Annotated in this window: 17 protein-coding genes; all 17 read right to left on the bottom strand. The window is 49.0% G+C overall.

Annotated features, from left to right (window positions below; genetic code table 11):
- Positions 1-8: 8 nt before the first annotated feature.
- Complete coding sequence (aroB, locus tag DWV73_RS01955) at positions 9-1,118, bottom strand: 3-dehydroquinate synthase (RefSeq protein ID WP_117795370.1); 1,110 nt, start codon at positions 1,116-1,118, stop codon at positions 9-11.
- Between the two features lie 21 nt (positions 1,119-1,139).
- Positions 1,140-1,898 carry a YlmH/Sll1252 family protein gene (locus tag DWV73_RS01950; protein ID WP_242995697.1) on the bottom strand — a complete coding sequence of 253 codons (759 nt, stop codon included), beginning with the start codon at positions 1,896-1,898 and terminating at the stop codon, positions 1,140-1,142.
- Positions 1,899-2,047: 149 nt separating this feature from the next.
- Positions 2,048-2,557 (bottom strand): cell division protein SepF, encoded by a 510-nt coding sequence (locus DWV73_RS01945; RefSeq protein WP_022358650.1) that lies wholly within the window; start codon positions 2,555-2,557, stop codon positions 2,048-2,050.
- Positions 2,558-2,561: 4 nt separating this feature from the next.
- Positions 2,562-3,260 carry a YggS family pyridoxal phosphate-dependent enzyme gene (locus DWV73_RS01940; RefSeq protein ID WP_106999861.1) on the bottom strand — a complete coding sequence of 233 codons (699 nt, stop codon included), beginning with the start codon at positions 3,258-3,260 and terminating at the stop codon, positions 2,562-2,564.
- Between the two features lie 41 nt (positions 3,261-3,301).
- The gene (locus DWV73_RS01935; protein WP_117795368.1) at positions 3,302-4,705 is read right to left on the bottom strand and encodes an HlyD family efflux transporter periplasmic adaptor subunit; all 1,404 of its coding nucleotides are present in this window, start codon (positions 4,703-4,705) and stop codon (positions 3,302-3,304) included.
- A gap of 189 nt (positions 4,706-4,894) precedes the next feature.
- Positions 4,895-5,458 carry a cupin domain-containing protein gene (locus tag DWV73_RS01930; RefSeq protein ID WP_117795366.1) on the bottom strand — a complete coding sequence of 188 codons (564 nt, stop codon included), beginning with the start codon at positions 5,456-5,458 and terminating at the stop codon, positions 4,895-4,897.
- Between the two features lie 45 nt (positions 5,459-5,503).
- Entirely contained in the window at positions 5,504-6,685 is a 1,182-nt protein-coding gene (locus DWV73_RS01925; RefSeq protein WP_117795364.1) for a MalY/PatB family protein, read from the bottom strand.
- A 332-nt stretch (positions 6,686-7,017) separates the two neighbouring features.
- Positions 7,018-7,992, bottom strand: coding sequence for an oligopeptide/dipeptide ABC transporter ATP-binding protein (locus DWV73_RS01920; RefSeq protein WP_117795362.1), 975 nt, complete (start codon positions 7,990-7,992; stop codon positions 7,018-7,020).
- Complete coding sequence (locus DWV73_RS01915) at positions 7,976-9,067, bottom strand: ABC transporter ATP-binding protein (RefSeq protein WP_022358656.1); 1,092 nt, start codon at positions 9,065-9,067, stop codon at positions 7,976-7,978. Before DWV73_RS01915 ends, DWV73_RS01920 begins: the two co-directional genes overlap by 17 nt.
- Positions 9,068-9,080: 13 nt before the next feature.
- The gene (locus tag DWV73_RS01910) at positions 9,081-10,091 is read right to left on the bottom strand and encodes an ABC transporter permease (RefSeq protein WP_242995696.1); all 1,011 of its coding nucleotides are present in this window, start codon (positions 10,089-10,091) and stop codon (positions 9,081-9,083) included.
- An 8-nt stretch (positions 10,092-10,099) separates the two neighbouring features.
- Positions 10,100-11,020, bottom strand: coding sequence for an ABC transporter permease (locus tag DWV73_RS01905; RefSeq protein ID WP_117795360.1), 921 nt, complete (start codon positions 11,018-11,020; stop codon positions 10,100-10,102).
- 194 nt (positions 11,021-11,214) lie between these two features.
- Positions 11,215-12,876, bottom strand: coding sequence for a peptide ABC transporter substrate-binding protein (locus tag DWV73_RS01900; RefSeq protein WP_106999856.1), 1,662 nt, complete (start codon positions 12,874-12,876; stop codon positions 11,215-11,217).
- 24 nt (positions 12,877-12,900) lie between these two features.
- A complete protein-coding gene (locus tag DWV73_RS01895) occupies positions 12,901-13,962 on the bottom strand; it encodes a Xaa-Pro peptidase family protein (protein WP_117795358.1) in 1,062 nt (353 codons plus the stop codon).
- A 2-nt stretch (positions 13,963-13,964) separates the two neighbouring features.
- Positions 13,965-15,206: an aminopeptidase P N-terminal domain-containing protein gene (locus DWV73_RS01890; RefSeq protein WP_022359522.1), complete on the bottom strand. Its 1,242-nt coding sequence runs from the start codon at positions 15,204-15,206 to the stop codon at positions 13,965-13,967.
- A 411-nt stretch (positions 15,207-15,617) separates the two neighbouring features.
- Positions 15,618-16,037 carry a hypothetical protein gene (locus tag DWV73_RS01885; protein ID WP_022359521.1) on the bottom strand — a complete coding sequence of 140 codons (420 nt, stop codon included), beginning with the start codon at positions 16,035-16,037 and terminating at the stop codon, positions 15,618-15,620.
- A gap of 87 nt (positions 16,038-16,124) precedes the next feature.
- Positions 16,125-17,102 carry a serine hydrolase gene (locus tag DWV73_RS01880; protein WP_181986192.1) on the bottom strand — a complete coding sequence of 326 codons (978 nt, stop codon included), beginning with the start codon at positions 17,100-17,102 and terminating at the stop codon, positions 16,125-16,127.
- Positions 17,099-17,494, bottom strand: a complete 396-nt coding sequence (locus DWV73_RS01875; protein WP_022359519.1) for a methylglyoxal synthase — start codon at positions 17,492-17,494, stop codon at positions 17,099-17,101. Before DWV73_RS01875 ends, DWV73_RS01880 begins: the two co-directional genes overlap by 4 nt.
- Between the last annotated feature and the right edge of the window lie 82 nt (positions 17,495-17,576).

Raw genomic sequence — 17,576 nt, 5'->3', positions numbered from 1 at the left:
TCCTGCTATTATACCAGCACCTGATCGAGTGCCTGTTTCATCTCGTCCTCGGTTACCGTGCGATCCACGTAGGCATCGCCGATGGAATGAATAAGAATAAATTTGATGATGCCGGAATCCATCTTCTTGTCGTTCTTGGACGCTGCCACAATCGCATCTTTTTCAAGCCCGGATACCTGCGTACCGATATGGAATTCTCCCAGTGCTTCTTTGAAGCGGTTTGTTTCCTCCGGTTTGATCATGCCGCGGTTTTCCGACAGCTTCATCGCTGCCAGCGCGCCGAGTGCCACGCATTCACCGTGCAGAAGTTCAAAGTTTTTCAGCTTCTCGATCGCGTGTCCCAGCGTATGACCAAAGTTTAAGAGCATACGGTCGCCTTTTTCGGTCGGATCCTTCTCTACCACAGCACGCTTGATCTCATTGCTCCAGGTCACTGTCTTGCGGAGTGCCTCCGGTTTTCTCGCCCAGATATCTGCCGCATTTTCAAGCAGCCACTCATAATATGCCGCATCCTTGATCAGACCATGTTTGATAACCTCTCCCATACCAGCGGAAAACTGGTTGTCCGGAAGTGTCTGAAGCGTATTGATATTGGTAAATACCAGCTTCGGCATATGAAACGCGCCAACCATATTTTTGTACGCGTCAAAATCAACGCCCGTCTTGCCGCCAATGCTGCTATCCACCTGGGAAAGAAGCGTCGTCGGAATCTGCATGAAAGCAACGCCGCGCAGATAGGTCGCCGCCGCGAATCCGCAGAGATCGCCCACAACTCCGCCGCCGAGTGCTGCCAGCATATCGTTGCGGTCAAAATGGTTCAAAATCAGGGTTTCATATAAATCCCGGACGGTGTCGAGGTTTTTGTGCTCCTCTCCCGCCGGAAATACAAACGAAATTACCGTCTTGCAGCACGGCGCCAGGAGTTCTTTTACCTCATTCAGATATAATTTTTCTACATTCGAATCCGTCACGATGCAGAGACGGCGGTTTGAAATGGAGAGTTTTTCGATTTCACCCGGAAGTGCCGAAAAATCTTCGGTCATCACAATATCATAGATCGGCTTCTCGTCCAGGTGAACGGTTACGCGATTCATTTTCTCATTCTTTACTTCTGTCATTTGTTTTCAGTCCTTTCTTTTTTACACATATTTATCCGCATAAACATACAGACGTCCCTTTTTCGACAATCCCCCGCTCCCGGCAAAGCGGAATTTTCCCATGCCGCGCACAGATACAATCTCGCCCTCTTTAAGCTGCACCGCCGGGGAAGTCACCTGTTTCCCGTCAATAAACACCTTTTCGCCCTCAATGAGCGACAGTATCTTCGTGCGGGAGGATGAAAATACCATCGCGATCACACTGTCAAGACGTGGTGATGCAACGCTTCCACTCACGCGCTCCATCTTCGGTGTGATCGGCTCCGTCGCGTCCGCCCTGCGGCAGATCACGGAGGTGTGGCGCACCATCGTGAGTTCCTGGCAAAGATAATCCGCCATCTTTTCCTGACAGAAGACGCAGCAGCCATTTTCCTTCATCAGAATATCCCCGATGCAGCTGCGCTCAATCCCCAGGTTCATGAGCGCCCCGAGATAATCCCGGTGCGTCAGCGCCTCACTGTAGCGCAGGTTTGCCGGAATGACCTCCAACACGGTGATCGGAAGTCCAAACTCCTCATCGTCATACGAAGCCAGAAAACAAAGAAGTTTGCGCTCTGCGCCCTCAAAGCCGCCCGTCAGGCAAGTCCGCACCGGCGGCAGCGTCTTCTCGATCGAGTGAAAGATCGTCTGTTCATTTAACGACAAAAAGCCGGTACTTGTCTGTATATCGCGCTGATAACAGAGTCCGGCCAGTTCTATCATTCTCTTTTTTAAAAGCTGTTCTTCTTTTTCCTGCAGCATCGCGTGTTTCTACTCCTGTTCGAAAGTGCTTATATAAAGTGTGCTCCTGCCCAGAAAGCCTGTATACAATCAGAAATCACACAAATTTCCGATTGTATAATAAATACTCCCAGGTTCAGATATATAGCGAACCTGGGAGTATATCAGTATCAGAAGTGGAGATTCATCCCGGAAACATTCATGGAACCGTCTGCTAAGAGTTCGGGAAAGTCGCCGGACAGCTCAACCGATGACGGTGTCGCAATAAAAATGTAATTGGAAATCTTCTGGAGATTTCCATCCATCGAATAGGTCGCGCCACAGGTAAAATCAATGATACGCTGTGCAACCTCCATGTGGATTCCTTCCATATTTAAAACAACAGCTTTTCCAGCCAGCAGGTAATCGCAAATCTCTCTCGTATCCTCCATGGAAGTAGGTTTGATCAGAGATACTTCCATGCTGCGGCGCATCTGCACTACCTTATTGTTAGAGGAACGTGGCAGAAAACGCGGCTTAGATTCCTCCTCGTGGCGGTAATCATCCATCTCTTCGTCTCTCTTGCCGAAAGAACGCTTCTTAATCACCGGTTTTTCTTCTTCGTAATCTTCCTCATCGAAGTAATCGTCATCATTCTCTGTGAGACGCATTGTATCCATTAATTTGTTCAGAATACTCATAACCCTATTTCTCTCCTATCTTTGCCCTGGTTCCAAAAATGCCCGTACCGACTCTTACCATAGTTGCACCTTCTTCAATCGCTGTCTGATAGTCTCCGGTCATTCCCATCGAAAGGACATTCATAGTAACATTATCAATGTTTTTCCGTTTCATGTCAACATATAATTCATATAATTTTTTAAAAACACCACGATTTTCTTCCGAATTCTCTACAAATGGTGCAATCGTCATAAGTCCCTGTATGTGGACATGCGGGTACTTTGCAATTTCGCGTGCCGCTTCCTCGACTTCTTCCGGGGCAAAACCAAATTTGGACTCTTCTCCGGCGACATTGACCTCCAGAAGAATAGAAACGTCCAGATCACGTTTGACCGCTTCTTTTTCGATCTGCTCTGCCAGTCCCACCGTATCGACGGAGTGAATCAGAACTGCCTTGTCAATTACCTGACGGACTTTATTTTTCTGTAAATGTCCAATCATATGCCAACGGATATCAGACGGCAGCTGCGGTTCCTTCTCCAGAATCTCCTGCACCTTGTTTTCGCCGAAATCTCTGGCGCCGGCATCATATGCCTCTTGAAGCATCGGCACCGGCTTTGTCTTACTGACCGCGATCAGCGTGACATCCTCCACCTTCCGTCCGCTCCGCTCGCAGGCGTTCCGTATATTCTGACGTACTTCTTCTAACTGTTCCTGAACCATATGTGATACACCTTCCTTATCTCTATATTTTGGAAATATCATTACTGATATACGATCTGGCCATCCGATACGGTGCTGGCATCCAACACGATATGGTCATAAACCGATAATCCATATTTGGTTCCTTTTTCTACAATGTAATATTCACCGCTATTTGCAAGTTCTTTCACCTGCTTGAACACCGCGTATCCCTTATTAATATTGTAAGCACCTGTCAGCTTTGCCGTCGGTCCTACCTGGAAGCGCTCGTTTGAATCCGGCTTCACCAGATAATCGCCGCTCTTTAACAGCCCATCGTCGCTCTTCTCGACATAATAATACTCATCGGTTGAGCTGTAAATCTCCGGCGTGACAAATTCAATCGACGCCTTTCCGCCTTCGCCGTAAACTTCTTTATTGAAGCCAGCCTCATCTTCAGTAGCGTTGCCGCCCGTTGTCATATAGTCAACTGGAATGGTATAAAATTCCTTCTCCATCACCGATGATACCGGAATTTTAAGTCCCTGCGTTTCCTCGCTGGAGATCTCGAAGGTCATAAAACGCTCGGATTCAAACTGGATCATGTAACGGTCCAGATCCAGGCGTCCATACAGATTGCCATCAGAACCGGTAAACATCGAATAATTTCCCCGGAATTTCATATCACTTCCCAACGGCTCGATCGTCAGTGTATCTTGATCGGCAAACTGCTCTTTATCCTTGTCATTCATCTGAAACACGATACTCCAGTTCTCCGATGTGATGATCTTATACACCGGCGTGCCCGCCTCGATCAGTTCCCCAGCTCGTCCCACCTGCCGCGTATATTGACTCCGGTCAAACGAATCCGCCGTCACCTCCTCCGGCGCGACCCCCTCAAAAGAATCCGTCATATAGGAAATAATACCCGGCTGGGGCGCCGATATCTGTTTGTAATTGATACCCTGTGCCTGAAGCTGTGCATCCATATCGCCCAGCGCATTGAAATTCATATACTCTGCAACCGAAGCTTGCAAAGAATATTTGGCGTCGTAAACGCTTTCAAAGTGCTGATCGTTGTAGGATAAACAGAACGAACTGAGTTGTTTCTTCAAATCAGCCAGATTTTCTGCTGACAGGGACACCCCAGAGGACTGATTTTCTTCCAAAAATTTCCCCAGCTCGCCGGTCTCATCTAGCGAATAGACGCGCGCCCCAGCGCCTGCCCGCTTTCCCTCGCGCACATAATAGTTGACGTACCCGGTCTGCGGTGCATTTTCCACTGTCTCATCCCGAAACAGGATTCCGTTGTATTCTTTATTATTTACAATACTTCCCTCGACGACCTCATAAAACTGGACGTGATCCCGCCTGAGATATGTATAGACACTGAAAGAAAGATAGACGAAAATCATGGCAAAAATGATCATGCCTACATTGATATTCAATGGCTTTCTGTAGCGTACAATTTTCTTGTTTTTGGCCATGCAGCTCTATCCTCCCTTTTCCCGATGTACTTCTCTGGCAGCTGTTTCTGCAGTTTCATAGTTACCAGACAAAAATCCACGCAAATTTGTCTCCGGCCATGGACTTTTGCAATATTCTGTATAGCCCAACGTACAGCCTTTATTATACGAGTGAATTGTCCAAATTTCAAGATCAATTCATCCCGTCAATTATACAGAATCATCCATAATCTGCAGATGCCAGAAGGAGCGGCAGGGAGTATCGCCCGCATTCCGCATCGTGTGATAGAGATTCGGCTTGATATAGATCGAATCGCCCGGTCCTAAGAGATAAACCGTTCCATCCAGATTGACCTCCATCTTGCCTTCCAGAATGACTCCGACCTCCGCGTATGGATGCAGCCCCCAGGACGGCGGTGTATCTTTTGTCTCTGGATCATAGGTTGAAAACTCATAAATACCGCGTTTCTTTCCAAAATCCAGACGACGGATTTGAAGCTTGTACTCATCATATTCATATAACTGCTGCTCCTCCTGGCGGATCAGGGTTCTCTCCTCGCCGGAAGGACTGAGCAGATCCCGGATCGAAATACCAAGCGCCACGCAGATGCGCTGCAGATTGTTCAGCGTCGGGCTTGCCTGGTTCCGCTCCAGATTGCTCAGATATCCCACTGACAGATCGGTAAACTGGGACAGCTTCTGGATCGTGATAGATTTACTCTTGCGAATCTCCTTGATCCGCTGTCCAATATTCTCCACTTCTTCAAATTCCATGCAATCCCTCCGAACGTTTTATTTTTACGGTTCTGCTATTTTTCATTATGCATTCCGTTTTTTCCATGCCGCCTCGATCTGATCGAGCGCCTGTGCAATCACACTGCGCGAACTGCCCAGATTAAAGCGCATAAATCCAGATCCCTGTTCACCCGAATGCGTGCCCGGATCCAGCCATACCTTCGCTTCATTCGAGAAGAATGCCATCAATTCATCATCCGTCATCCCCAGTTCACGGCAATCCAGCCATGCCAGATACGTTCCCTCCGGTTCTACCAGTTGAATCTGCGGCACACGGTTTTTACAGAAATCGCGCACCAGTGCCAGATTGCCAGCCAGATAGCCGATAAGCTGATCCAGCCATTCCCCGCCGCCTTCATACGCTGCACGGCAGGCGAACAATCCCAGACGGTTCATATTTTCCTGACCAACATCCAGCAGCTCCGACCGGAATTTACGCCGCATCTCCGGATCCGGGATAAAGAGGTTTGATGTCGCCATGCCAGCCAGATTGAAGGTCTTGCTCGGCGCTGTACACATCATCGAATGAAGGCATGCTTCCTCTGAAATCGACGCATACGGAGTCTGCTCATGCCCCTGCCATACAAAATCGCCATGGATCTCGTCGCTGATCACGTATACATGGTGGCGCAGGCAGATGTCAGCCAGTGCGGTCAGCTCTTCCCTCGTCCAGACACGGCCAACCGGATTGTGCGGATTGCATAAAATCATCAGTTTGACATGCTCATCCAGCACCTTCTGCTCCAACTCTTCCAGATCCATCTCATAATGTCCATCTTTTAAAACCAGCGGATTCTCCACCAGCGTCCGCTTATTGCGGAGGATCGCCCGGCTGAATGGATGGTAGACCGGCGGCTGGATCAACACCGCATCACCCTCCTGGGTAAAAGCCCGCACTGCGATCGAGAGTGCAAACACGATACCTGGCGTGCAGGTCATCCACTCCGGCTGCAGAGTCAGATGATGGCGTTTCTGATACCACGCTGCCACCGCATCAAAGTACGACTCATCTGCCCGGCTGTAACCGAAAATCCCGTGATCCACTGCCTTTTTCAGCGCTTCAACCACGCTGTCCGGCGATCGAAAATCCATATCCGCCACCCAGAGCGGCAGAATATCATCCGCTTTCCCATTTTCTTTCTTAAAATCATGCTTGATCGACCAAGTATGGGTCCGATCGATCGGTGTATCAAAATCGTACTGCATAGAAAATCCACCTTTCTGTTATATATCGTTAAAATTTTCCAAATTCAGCCATAATTTTAAAAAAATTCTAACTAATATTTTACACCAGTCGGCGATCAATGTCTACAATTACTCCCTCAATTAGCCAAAAAACTAAGAAGCTGACGAGAACAGGGCGGTCTGGCTTTCAGCTTATCAAATTGTACGCATTTTGAGCACAGATGTCCGAATGAGGCAGATGTAAGTCCGCATCAGGCGAGCATCTGTAGCGAAAGCAAGCGAACAATGATAAGTCTGAGAAGCCAGGCTATCCTGTCCCCGTCAGCTTCGACGCCTTCACGAATCTATTTAATTTACTTTACCATATGACAAGCCACAAAATGCCCCGGCGTCACTTCCCGGAGTTCCGGCAGCTTCGCCCTGCACTCCTCCGTCGCATACGGACATCTCTCGGCAAAACGGCAGCAGTCCTTCGGGTTGATCGGGCTTGGAATCTCGCCCTTGACCATGATACGCTTCTTCTCACGCACCAGCTTCGGATCCGCAACCGGAATTGAGGACAGAAGCACCTGCGTGTACGGATGCAGCGGGTGTGCATACAGCTCTTCGGAATCGGCAAATTCAACCATCGTTCCCAGATACATAACGATGACACGGTCAGAAATGTATTTAACGACGCTCAAGTCATGTGCGATGAAGAGATAGGTCAGTCCCATTTCTTCCTGCAGTTCCTTTAACATATTTAAAACCTGCGCCTGGATCGAAACATCCAGTGCGGAGATCGGCTCGTCGCAGATTACAAACTCCGGTTCGACCGCTAATGCCCTGGCAATACCAATTCTCTGTTTCTGACCGCCGGAAAACTCATGTGGGAAACGGGACATATGGTCGCGGTTCAGACCGACGCGCTTCAGGATCTCCTCTACCTTCTGATCCACATCCTTGTCCGTCGCCAGTCCATGCAGTTTCATGCCGGAACCGATGATATCCTTGACCGTCATACGCGGGTTCAGGGAGGAATGTGGATTCTGGAAGATCATCTGCACATTCTTGCGGAATGCCTTTTCCTCTTCACGGGTGTATTTAAAAATATCTTTTCCTTTATAGGTGATCGTGCCTGCTGCCGGCTCATACAGCTTTACCAGGCACCGTCCCGTCGTGGACTTGCCGCATCCGCTCTCTCCTACCAGACCTAACGTTTCTCCTTTATAAATCGTAAAATGCACGTGATCGACTGCTTTCAGCACCTTACCCCTGCCGACATTGAAATACTGGCAGAGATCGGTGACCTGAAACAAGGGTGTGCTCCTATCAATTCGTTTTGCCATGGTGTCCCCTCCGTTTCTCTTCCGGCAGTGCCGCAACATTTTCCTCTTCTTCCTGTTTCTGCGCCTCAGTCAGCCCTTTCATGATATCCACCTTCGGCGCATATTCATGCTGCAGCCAGCACGCACAGGTATGTTCGTCTGAAAGCCTGTGAAATTCCGGCTGTTCTTCATAACAGACCTTCATCGCAAACTCACAGCGCGCTGCAAACGGACATCCCTTCGGCGGTGCGAACAGATCCGGCGGTGTTCCGTCGATGGGCACCAGCTTCTGATTCTTGGAGGTATCCAGCGTAGCGATTGATTTGATGAGACCTGCCGTGTACGGATGTGCCGTCTCATAGAAGATCTCATCAACCGTTCCTTTTTCAGCCACCTTGCCGCCGTACATAACAAGCACGCGATCGCACATCTTGGCGATAACTCCGAGATCGTGGGTAATCAAGATAATCGAGGTGTTCATCTTATCGCGCAGTTCCTTCAGAAGATCCAGGATCTGTGCCTCGATTGTTACATCCAGCGAGGTCGTCGGCTCATCCGCGATGATGATGCTTGGCTTGCCAACCAGCGCGATTGCGATCATGACACGCTGTTTCATACCGCCGGACAGCTCATGCGGATACTGTTTATAACGGCGCTCCGGCTCATTAATGCCGACCAGACGCAGGATCTCCAGCGCCCGTTCCCTGACTTCTGCCCGGGTCATCCCCTTCCGTCCGACAAAGACCTCCTCGATCTGTTTTCCAACTGTCATGGTCGGGTTTAACGAGGTCATCGGATCCTGAAAGATAAATCCAATCTCCACACCGCGGATTTTCCGCATCTCGCGGTCTGTCTTGGTGATGATCTCCTCGCCTTTATATTTGATCGAACCGCCCTCAAAAAATCCCGGCGGCTCCGGATTGAGCTTTAAAATGCACTGGGAGGTAACACTCTTGCCACATCCGCTCTCGCCTACGATTCCAAGAATCTCGCCTTCGCGTACATTAAAACTAACATCCCGGACGGATTTTACCACGCCGCCGTATGTATGGAACGAAAAGGTCAGATTCTTGATTTCCAATATATTTTTAGCCATTGTCTCCTACCTCCTATTCCGTTCCTCTCAGTCTCGGGTCAAATGCATCCCGCAGACCGTTTCCGAGCTGGTTGAGCGCCAGTACGGTTGTACAGATAAAGAATGCCGGCACGTACAGCATATGCGGCGCTGCCGTCATCATACGGGTTCCCTCTTTTGCCAGAACGCCCCAGCTTGCCTGCGGCGGGGAAATGCCGAGACCGATATAACTCAAGAACGCCTCCTGGAAGATGGCGCTCGGGATTGCCATTGTCAGGTTTGTGATCAGAAGACCCATGATATTCGGGATGATCTCACGCACGATGATTGTGAACGCCGACTCGCCCATGACGCGGGCTGCCAGTACGAAATCCTGCTCTTTCAAGCGGTATACTTCGCCTCTGGTAAAACGGCAGGTTCCCGTCCATCCAACAATAACCATTGCAATGATTAAGCTCTTAACGCCGGAACCTAATACTACCATAACCAAAATACAGACGATCAGGGATGGAATACCATAAATAACATCGATGATACGCATGACGATCATATCAAACTTGCCGCCATAATAGCCGCAGAAACCGCCCAGCACTGTACCAATTACAGTATTTAAAAGGGCTGCCAGAAGACCGATCGTCAAAGAAACACGCGCGCCCATCCAAACACGTACCCAGAGGTCACGCCCTAGAGAGTCGGTTCCCAGCCAATGAGCTGCTGAAATCCCCTTGCTCATCGAGTAGGCATCCTGCTGATCAAATCCGTAGTGGCTGAACATCGGTGCAAAGATCGCTAACAGTCCATATGCAATCAACAGAATCAGACTGAAATATGCCGCCTTATTTGTCCGGATTCGTCTCCACGCCTCCTGCCAGAAGGTCAGGCTTGGTCGAGAGATCGATTCCATTTTTTCAATATTTTTACCTACCATCTCAAACTTGTCGCGGGTAATCGTGCGTCCATCTGTCAAATTTTTGGATGTGCCCGCTGCTGCGCCGGAATTCTCAGAAGGCAGCACATTTCCATCTTTCATTTTCATCTCACCCATACTGCCACCTACTTTCCACCGATCCGCACTCTCGGGTCGATCACGCCATACAGAATATCAACTACCATGTTGCAGAATACCAGGAATGTGCCGTAAAACGCCGTCATGCCAAGGATCAGGGAGTAATCGTTGTTCTGCACACTCTCAACATAATATTTACCCATACCGGGGATAGCAAACAGGGACTCGATAACGAATGTACCGGTCAGAACGGCTGCTACCGTCGGACCGAGGATCGTGACAACCGGCATGATCGCGTTCCGGATCTGATGCTTCCAGGTCACACGGAACTTTGAAATGCCCTTCGAGCGCGCTGTCTTGATATAATCCTGCTGGACTACCTCCAGCATACTCGCACGCATGATACGCGAGACGGACGCCATCGTGTAGAATCCCAGTCCGATCGACGGCAGGATCGTGTAGGCGAAGCCCTTGTACTGCGCGATCGGGAACAGACCCCATTTGACTGCAAAGAAATGCTGCAGCAGTGCGCCCATGATAAAGTCCGGGACACTTGTACCAAATACAGCTACAATCACAAAGATTAAATCAATTTTATTGCCACGGTTTAATGCAGAAATAATACCAAATACAAGACCAAAGGAAATCGCAAAACATAATGCGCGGATACCAAGGTCTGCCGAATACGGAAATGCGCCTGCTAACAGGTCATTGACGGTACGGCTCGGATATTTGGTAGAAAAACCGAAATTTCCATGAATCAGATTATTCAGATATGTCAGATACTGCTGGAGTAAGGGTTTATCGAATCCGTAGTAGGCACTTAAATTGGCCTTCGCGGTTGCTGACATTTTCGGATCATTGAAGGGTCCGCCCGGCATCAGCCTTGCCAGGAAAAATACAACGGATACGAGAACAAACACAGTCACAATGGATATTCCCACCCGCTTCAGTATATATTTTTTCATAGGTTCACGCTCCTTTAACTACGGGAACATCCCAAATACGGTTGTTCCGGCCGCCGGTTACGGCTCATTCATCCGCCAGGCAGCCACCGGATATGTACTGCGCTTCAGAAATCCGGCTGCTCTGCCGGATCCTGAAGCGCAGGTGCTTCAATCATCTTCTAAGGTTTTTCAATATGTTTTGGATAGATGATGGATTAGTTTGTGATGTCCACATACATATAGTCATAGTTCAGTCCAACAAAGTATGCGCCCAGATTCTGTACACGGTCAGATACCATATACGGAACCTCTCTTAACTGAAGCGCTACCAGTGCGCCGTCTTCCAGGAGTGTCTTCTCTGCATTGAACAGATTGTCCATACGCTCTTTACCGGAAGTTGTCTTGGAAGCGTCGATGTACTTATCGTATTCATCACTGTGGTAATTTAAGTAGTTGTAACCGGAGGTGCTGTACCAGAGCTCCAGGTAGCTGTACGGGTCAGAGTAATCCGGTGCCCAGCCGCTCATGATGATATCGTACTCATCACTGTCCGGAACCAGGAGTGCGTTTTTCGTTGCGTACGGAACCATGTTGATATCTACGTTGATACCCAGGTTGTTCTTCCACTGGTTTGCAACAACCTCTGCCTCTTTCTTCGCTGTGTCAGAATCGGATACAACCAGTTTCAGGGAAATATCAGAAGCACTGGAAAGACCTAATTCAGATAATGCCGTATCCAGATACTCTTTTGCCTTATCCATATCACCCTGAAGCGGGAATGCCTCTAACGGATACTCGGTGCCGTACTCGCCGTCCACGCCGCGAACCTGCGGAAGCACATATCTCTGGTTAGCCTGATATAAACCATTGTGGGTCAGAAGAATGTATTCTTCACGGTTGACTGCGTAGTTCATCGCCAGACGCAGGTTCTTGTTTGCCAGATATTTATTCCGGTGATTCAGTGCCGCATAATCGTCTGCGCCGTTGTAGTAGGACTGTGTCTTGCCCTCATACTGCGCTGCCAGCTCGGTTGGAACCTCTGCCAGATCCAGCTCGCCTGCATCGAACATCGAAACAGCGGTAGTCTGATCGGCTACGGTCAGAATCTCAACGCCGTCCAGACTGATCTTTTCATTGTCATAGTAATCCGGGTTCTTCGTCAGTTCTACCTTGCCGTTACTGTATTCACTTACAACGAACGGTCCATTGTAAACCTGTTTGTCGGCACTTCCGCCGAACTCATTGCCATATTTCTCAACCAGGTCTTCACGTACCGGCATGAATGCACTCATGCTTGTCATGCTGACAAAGTAATCAGCCGGATTTTCAAGCGTAATCTCCAGGGTAAAGTCATCCAGTGCCTTGACTCCCAGTTCATCCACCGGAAGTTCACCCTCACTGACCTTGGCGCCGTTCTTTAAAACAGCACCCAGATAGCTGGCAGGGCAGGCTGCTGCCGGATCGCAGAGACGCTTCATACCGTACTCATAATCCTTAGCCGTAACAGTCTGTCCATCACTCCACTTTGTATCCTGACGGAGTTTGAAAGTATATACGAGACCATCATCGCTGACTTCATAGCTCTCAGCGGTTGCCGGCTGAAGCTCACCCTGTACATTGCGGTACAGACCATCATAGATATGATAGGAGACGGTCGCGTCTGCTACAGAGTTTGTCTTATCAGGGTCAATCGTCGCGATATCCGCCGTGTTGGAATAACGGAAAATCTTTTCGCCCGCTGCTGCGCTCTGGGAACTGTCACTTCCCGATTCCGCTGCCTTCGTATCATCCACCGAAGCGCTCGGAGTGGAACAGCCCGCTACACTCGCTGCCATCAGTGCAGCTAATCCCAGTGCAAGTAGTTTGTTTTTTCTCATAATATTCCTCCTTGTCCTTTTTTATTAAAGCTCAATCAGTTCCTTTGTGGCGCTGATCAGGTTTTCATTGCCTGTCTCCGTGATGAGAAGCTGATCCTCAATGCGGATACCGCCCCATCCTGGAATATAGATACCCGGTTCCACGGTCATGACATTATTGGCATGCACGATATTTTTAGAAACAGGGCTCATAAATGGAATCTCATGGACAAACATGCCGACGCCGTGTCCGATTCCTGTGTAGTGATATGGAAAATACTCGCTCCCCTCGATGATCTTCGTAGATTCATAATATGCATCCGATGCCGAAACACCGTCTTTTAAGAATCCTTCCACCGCGGCAACCATCTGCTGCTCAATCCTGTATACTTCCTTCTGCTTCGGCGTTGCGCGTCCGACTACCAGGGTACGCGTCATATCAGATAAATAACCGTGATACTGGCATCCATAATCCATCAGGACCAGATCGCCGTACTCAATCGCTTTCTGAGACGGGATTCCATGAAGCAGGGATGTTCTCGCACCGGAGATGAGGATATTGCCATATGGCTGTGTATCCGCGCCCTCCAGAACCATATAGAGGCTTAAACGCGCCGCCAGCTCTTTCTCGGTAATGCCGACCCGGATATCCTTCTGAATCTTCTCATATGCCCTTGAAGCAATGTCACAGGAGATACGCAGGCACTCAATCTCTTCCGGCTTCTTGATGGAGCGGAACTCCTCGATGATACCGTCCGCCGGTACCAGCTCTGCTTTTACCTCCGACTGGAGGTTCTGGTACTGTTCAACGGTCAGGTGGGCTGCTTCAAAGCCGATCGTCTTTGCCCCAACCTTTTCCGCTGCGTAGGCAAGTGCCTTTCCGATGGAACCGTAGGTGTCTCTCCAGTTCAAAATCGTGTAATCCGGGCATTCATAGGAAACCTGCTCGGTGTAGCGCGGATCTGTCAGAAAGAATTTTTCCTGCTCCGTGATAAAAAGCCAGGAATCTTCGCCGGTATAATGGCTGACATACTTTACATTGACCGGGCGGCTGATGAACATGCCATCCAGGTGCTCTTTCTGCATATACGCAAGTAACTGTTCCATGCTTACTCTCCTCCCATCACTGATTCTATTTCTTCTATCGTTCTGGGGATGGATGCTGTCAGATTCTCACAGCTATCCTCCGTTACCAGGCAGTTATCCTCGAGGCGGAAGCCGATGCCCCATTCCTCGCAGTAGATGCCGATATCCACGCAGAAAACCATACCCGGCTCTACGATATCGACATCGACCAGATCATGTGTGTCCCAGCCAACATGGTGGGCGCCGCCGTGCCAGATATATCTGCCGACATCCTCATACCGGTCACATAAGCCGATCGCTTTGAGCTGTTCGAAATTGTATTCCCTCGCCAGCCGATCCACGTCTGCCATCTTCATTCCCGGCCGGATGATGGAGAACATGTGCTGCGAAGTCCGGTATGCACATGTGTAAAGAAGTCGCTGCCGTTCGGAAAACTTTCCGTTGCACGGCCAGCCGCGCGATACATCATTGAAGAGGTGGTCGTACTGGGCGCCTACGTCGTTGAGAATCATATCGCCGTCCTTCGCCTGCCCTGTGTACTCATAATAGTGAATACAGAAATTATTGGCTCCCGCGGAAATGATACTCGGAAATGCCGGTGCAAGGCATCCGTGCTGCGCCAGTGCGTAGTCGAATTCGGCTTTATACTGGTATTCGTACATTCCCGGCTTTGATGCCTTCATCATCGCCAGAATGCCGTCCCTCGTAATCTTGACTGCCTCCCGCATCGCCTCGATCTCACACGGCTGCTTGATGGTGCGCTGGCGGCGTATCTGACGGGAAATATCCGTGAGTGTGGCTGCCGGGTACCACTTTCTAAGTCTCCGTGCCATCCGGATACTCTCGGTATCTGCATCCTCCGGATCGTGCCGGTACAGATCCATCGCAATCCGCTCAAACCGTCCGCTCCGCATCAGAAGTTTCAGACGGTTTTCCCACTCGCCGCTCGATGCGATCTGCGCGGCCCCGGATCGCGCCCTGGCCTCCTCCGGTGTGAACCGTTTCCCGGTCCACCGCTCTGCCAGCATATCCGGCGGAAGTATGTAAAGTGTTTCCTGTACCTCTTCTCCGTCTTTCTCTGCCATCAGGACTGTGTGTTCCTGCCCAATGCCGGTCAGATAGAGAAAACTCCGATCGGCATAAAACGGATAATTTTCATCGGCTGTCTTTCGGATGGAAGAACCGGAAAACAGGAGAAGCAGGGTGTGATCCGGAAGGCTGTCATACAGCCGCTGTCGGTTCCCTTGGTAAAATTCTGCATTCATAGTATTTTCCTTCCTGTCTTTTAAATGATTTCCGTATACTTTTGTATCTATCTCACAAATAGATGTATCGTAATCTTTTGTCTCCCGACACGTGTCATTATACCGTATAAATCAAAATTTTACAATTATTTTTCAGTATATTTTGTAATTTTTTCATTTAATGCAAAATTTCATATATATGATAGAAAATCCTTTCAATTTTGAAAAGAATGTAAAAGCATATCTATTTTTTCCCAAAGGTGGTACCTGCAAAAGAAGCATTTCAATGAAAATGTGGAAAGATGGTTTTGAGCCCAAACTAGAAAATTAGGAAAAAAAAGAGACCATCCAATTCTCCTTTTTCAGATGAATCGGACAGTCTCCTGTCTCCGCCCTGCGCTGACAGCTGCGGTTTCGTTCATTTTGAATCTCTTATAAAGATACTACAACACTTTCTTTCGCGCACTCTGGAAGATCGGCTGCATTCATGGATATGCTTAAAACGAATTTTACATGATATTTCTCACTGATGGTCTCCAGCGTCTTGTAGGTCTCTTCAATATCCGCTCCCTCGAGGCAGGCAAGTTTCAGGAAGCTGTCAAGATACATCTGCTCCAGATCGTGATCCTGGCAGATAATACCACAAATAAATCCGATAAATCCATCGCTGGTATCAATCGGATATTCCTGTACATTGATAAGGCGAATCTGGTTATTCAACTCATACATATGTTTGGAACTCTTATCCAGATAGACAACGGATCCCTTGGCTTCTTTGACAGCCGTGTTCGCCATATCGAGTAAATATTTAGTTTTTCCTTTTCCCTTTGCTCCTGCGATGATCTGAACCATAACAATCTCCTCCTTGAGTTTATTTAAGTTGTATGTAAAATCTTTTATTGTATAAATAATTATAGTATAAATTTATAAATATTGCAATCACTTATTTGAAATTTTAGTCAAAATTTCCGTCATATTGTCATAAAGTGACGGACGATTTGCAGATTTTAGCACAACCGATATATATTCCTTGCCATCGTCCCCATCGCTCGCCATGATCAGGCAGTAGCCAGCCGCCTGTGTGGTGCCGGTTTTGCCGCCTAAGACAGTCACTCCCTCCGGTGCCTCGCGGTCTCCCTTCAGATACCAGTTGCCAACCTTCCAGACCTGCTGTTTTGCGGCTCCATTTGCATCGGTATAATCAGCTGTATAAGACTGCGCGTTGATGATCTCACAAAACAGCGGCAGTTTAAGCGCCTCGTTGAAAATCAGATAGAGATCATATGCCGTTGTATAGTGGTCGGTGCTGTGCAGACCATTTGCATTGACAAAATGCGTGTGGGTCGCACCGAGTTCCTTCGCTTTCGCATTCATCTTCTCCACAAACGCATCCGTGCTTCCGGCGATATGATCCGCAATCGCATTGGCTGCATCGTTGCCGGACGGAATCATCAGTCCGTATAAAAGCTGCTCCAGCGTAAAGGTATCGCCCGGCTTGATGCCTGCCATCGAAGCGCCTGCCTCGTGGATCACGACATCGTCATTTGCCGTCACCGCATCGGAAAGATTGCCTTCCTCGATCGCGATGATCGCCGTCATTACCTTCGTGATGCTCGCCGGGTACATCTGGTCATAGATGTTCTTACCATATATAACGCTGGAGTCGGTCACATCAAACAATGCGCCCGCCTGCGCCGTCACCGCATCATCTGGAGCAATATCGCCGTCTGCAGATTCCGGTACGCAGAGAGAAGACGCAAAAAAGGGCGCCAGCCCGGCACCTGCCGCTGGCGTCATCTGCGCTTCCCGTTCTTGAAATGAATATGCCTGTTCCAGACCGCGGGCACCACAGCCGGTCAGCATGCTGATACCGCAAAGCATCAGTGCGCCCGCAAGTCCGATTGTCTGTTTTCTCATTTGTACATCTCCCGCCATTCCATATCGCCGCGGTCAAGCGCCTTAACGAGAAGCTCTGCCGTCGCCAGGTTTGTCGCCATCGGGATATTGTGAATATCACAGAGACGGACAACATCATTAACATCTGGCTCATGCGGCTTCGGCGCCAACGGATCGCGCAGGAAAATCAGCAGATCGATCTGATTGTGTTCGATCTGTGCGCCGAGCTGCTGGGAACCTCCCAGATGACCCGGCAGATATTTATGGAGGGTCAGATTCGTAACCTCCTCAATCAGGCGGCCTGTCGTTCCTGTCGCATAGAGTTCATGCTTGCTCAGGATGCCGCGATATGCGATACAGAAGTTCTGCATCAGTTTTTTCTTCGCATCATGTGCGATTAACCCGATATACATCTATACCTGCCTCCTTAATGATTCCTATTTTTCATAACCATAAAATTCAATTTCCATGCAGCTTCACAGTCCATGCATGTAC

Origin of the sequence: Clostridium sp. AF12-41 (genome assembly GCF_003461685.1) — a bacterium.
Lineage (GTDB): Bacteria > Bacillota > Clostridia > Lachnospirales > Lachnospiraceae > Otoolea > Otoolea fessa.
This window is presented reverse-complemented; position numbering and strand designations above follow the sequence as displayed.

Bases quoted from the DNA above. Each gene is read 5' to 3' on its own strand.
- DWV73_RS01890 (WP_022359522.1), bottom strand. From the start codon at position 15,206: ATGAATGCAGAATTTTACCAAGGGAACCGACAGCGGCTGTATGACAGC.
- DWV73_RS01950 (WP_242995697.1), bottom strand. From the start codon at position 1,898: ATGCTGCAGGAAAAAGAAGAACAGCTTTTAAAAAAGAGAATGATAGAA.
- DWV73_RS01900 (WP_106999856.1), bottom strand. From the start codon at position 12,876: ATGAGAAAAAACAAACTACTTGCACTGGGATTAGCTGCACTGATGGCA.
- DWV73_RS01875 (WP_022359519.1), bottom strand. From the start codon at position 17,494: ATGTATATCGGGTTAATCGCACATGATGCGAAGAAAAAACTGATGCAG.
- DWV73_RS01915 (WP_022358656.1), bottom strand. From the start codon at position 9,067: ATGGCTAAAAATATATTGGAAATCAAGAATCTGACCTTTTCGTTCCAT.
- DWV73_RS01895 (WP_117795358.1), bottom strand. From the start codon at position 13,962: ATGGAACAGTTACTTGCGTATATGCAGAAAGAGCACCTGGATGGCATG.
- DWV73_RS01910 (WP_242995696.1), bottom strand. From the start codon at position 10,091: ATGGGTGAGATGAAAATGAAAGATGGAAATGTGCTGCCTTCTGAGAAT.
- DWV73_RS01925 (WP_117795364.1), bottom strand. From the start codon at position 6,685: ATGCAGTACGATTTTGATACACCGATCGATCGGACCCATACTTGGTCG.
- DWV73_RS01905 (WP_117795360.1), bottom strand. From the start codon at position 11,020: ATGAAAAAATATATACTGAAGCGGGTGGGAATATCCATTGTGACTGTG.
- DWV73_RS01930 (WP_117795366.1), bottom strand. From the start codon at position 5,458: ATGGAATTTGAAGAAGTGGAGAATATTGGACAGCGGATCAAGGAGATT.
- DWV73_RS01920 (WP_117795362.1), bottom strand. From the start codon at position 7,992: ATGGCAAAACGAATTGATAGGAGCACACCCTTGTTTCAGGTCACCGAT.
- DWV73_RS01935 (WP_117795368.1), bottom strand. From the start codon at position 4,705: ATGGCCAAAAACAAGAAAATTGTACGCTACAGAAAGCCATTGAATATC.
- DWV73_RS01945 (WP_022358650.1), bottom strand. From the start codon at position 2,557: ATGAGTATTCTGAACAAATTAATGGATACAATGCGTCTCACAGAGAAT.
- aroB (WP_117795370.1), bottom strand. From the start codon at position 1,118: ATGACAGAAGTAAAGAATGAGAAAATGAATCGCGTAACCGTTCACCTG.
- DWV73_RS01940 (WP_106999861.1), bottom strand. From the start codon at position 3,260: ATGGTTCAGGAACAGTTAGAAGAAGTACGTCAGAATATACGGAACGCC.
- DWV73_RS01885 (WP_022359521.1), bottom strand. From the start codon at position 16,037: ATGGTTCAGATCATCGCAGGAGCAAAGGGAAAAGGAAAAACTAAATAT.
- DWV73_RS01880 (WP_181986192.1), bottom strand. From the start codon at position 17,102: ATGAGAAAACAGACAATCGGACTTGCGGGCGCACTGATGCTTTGCGGT.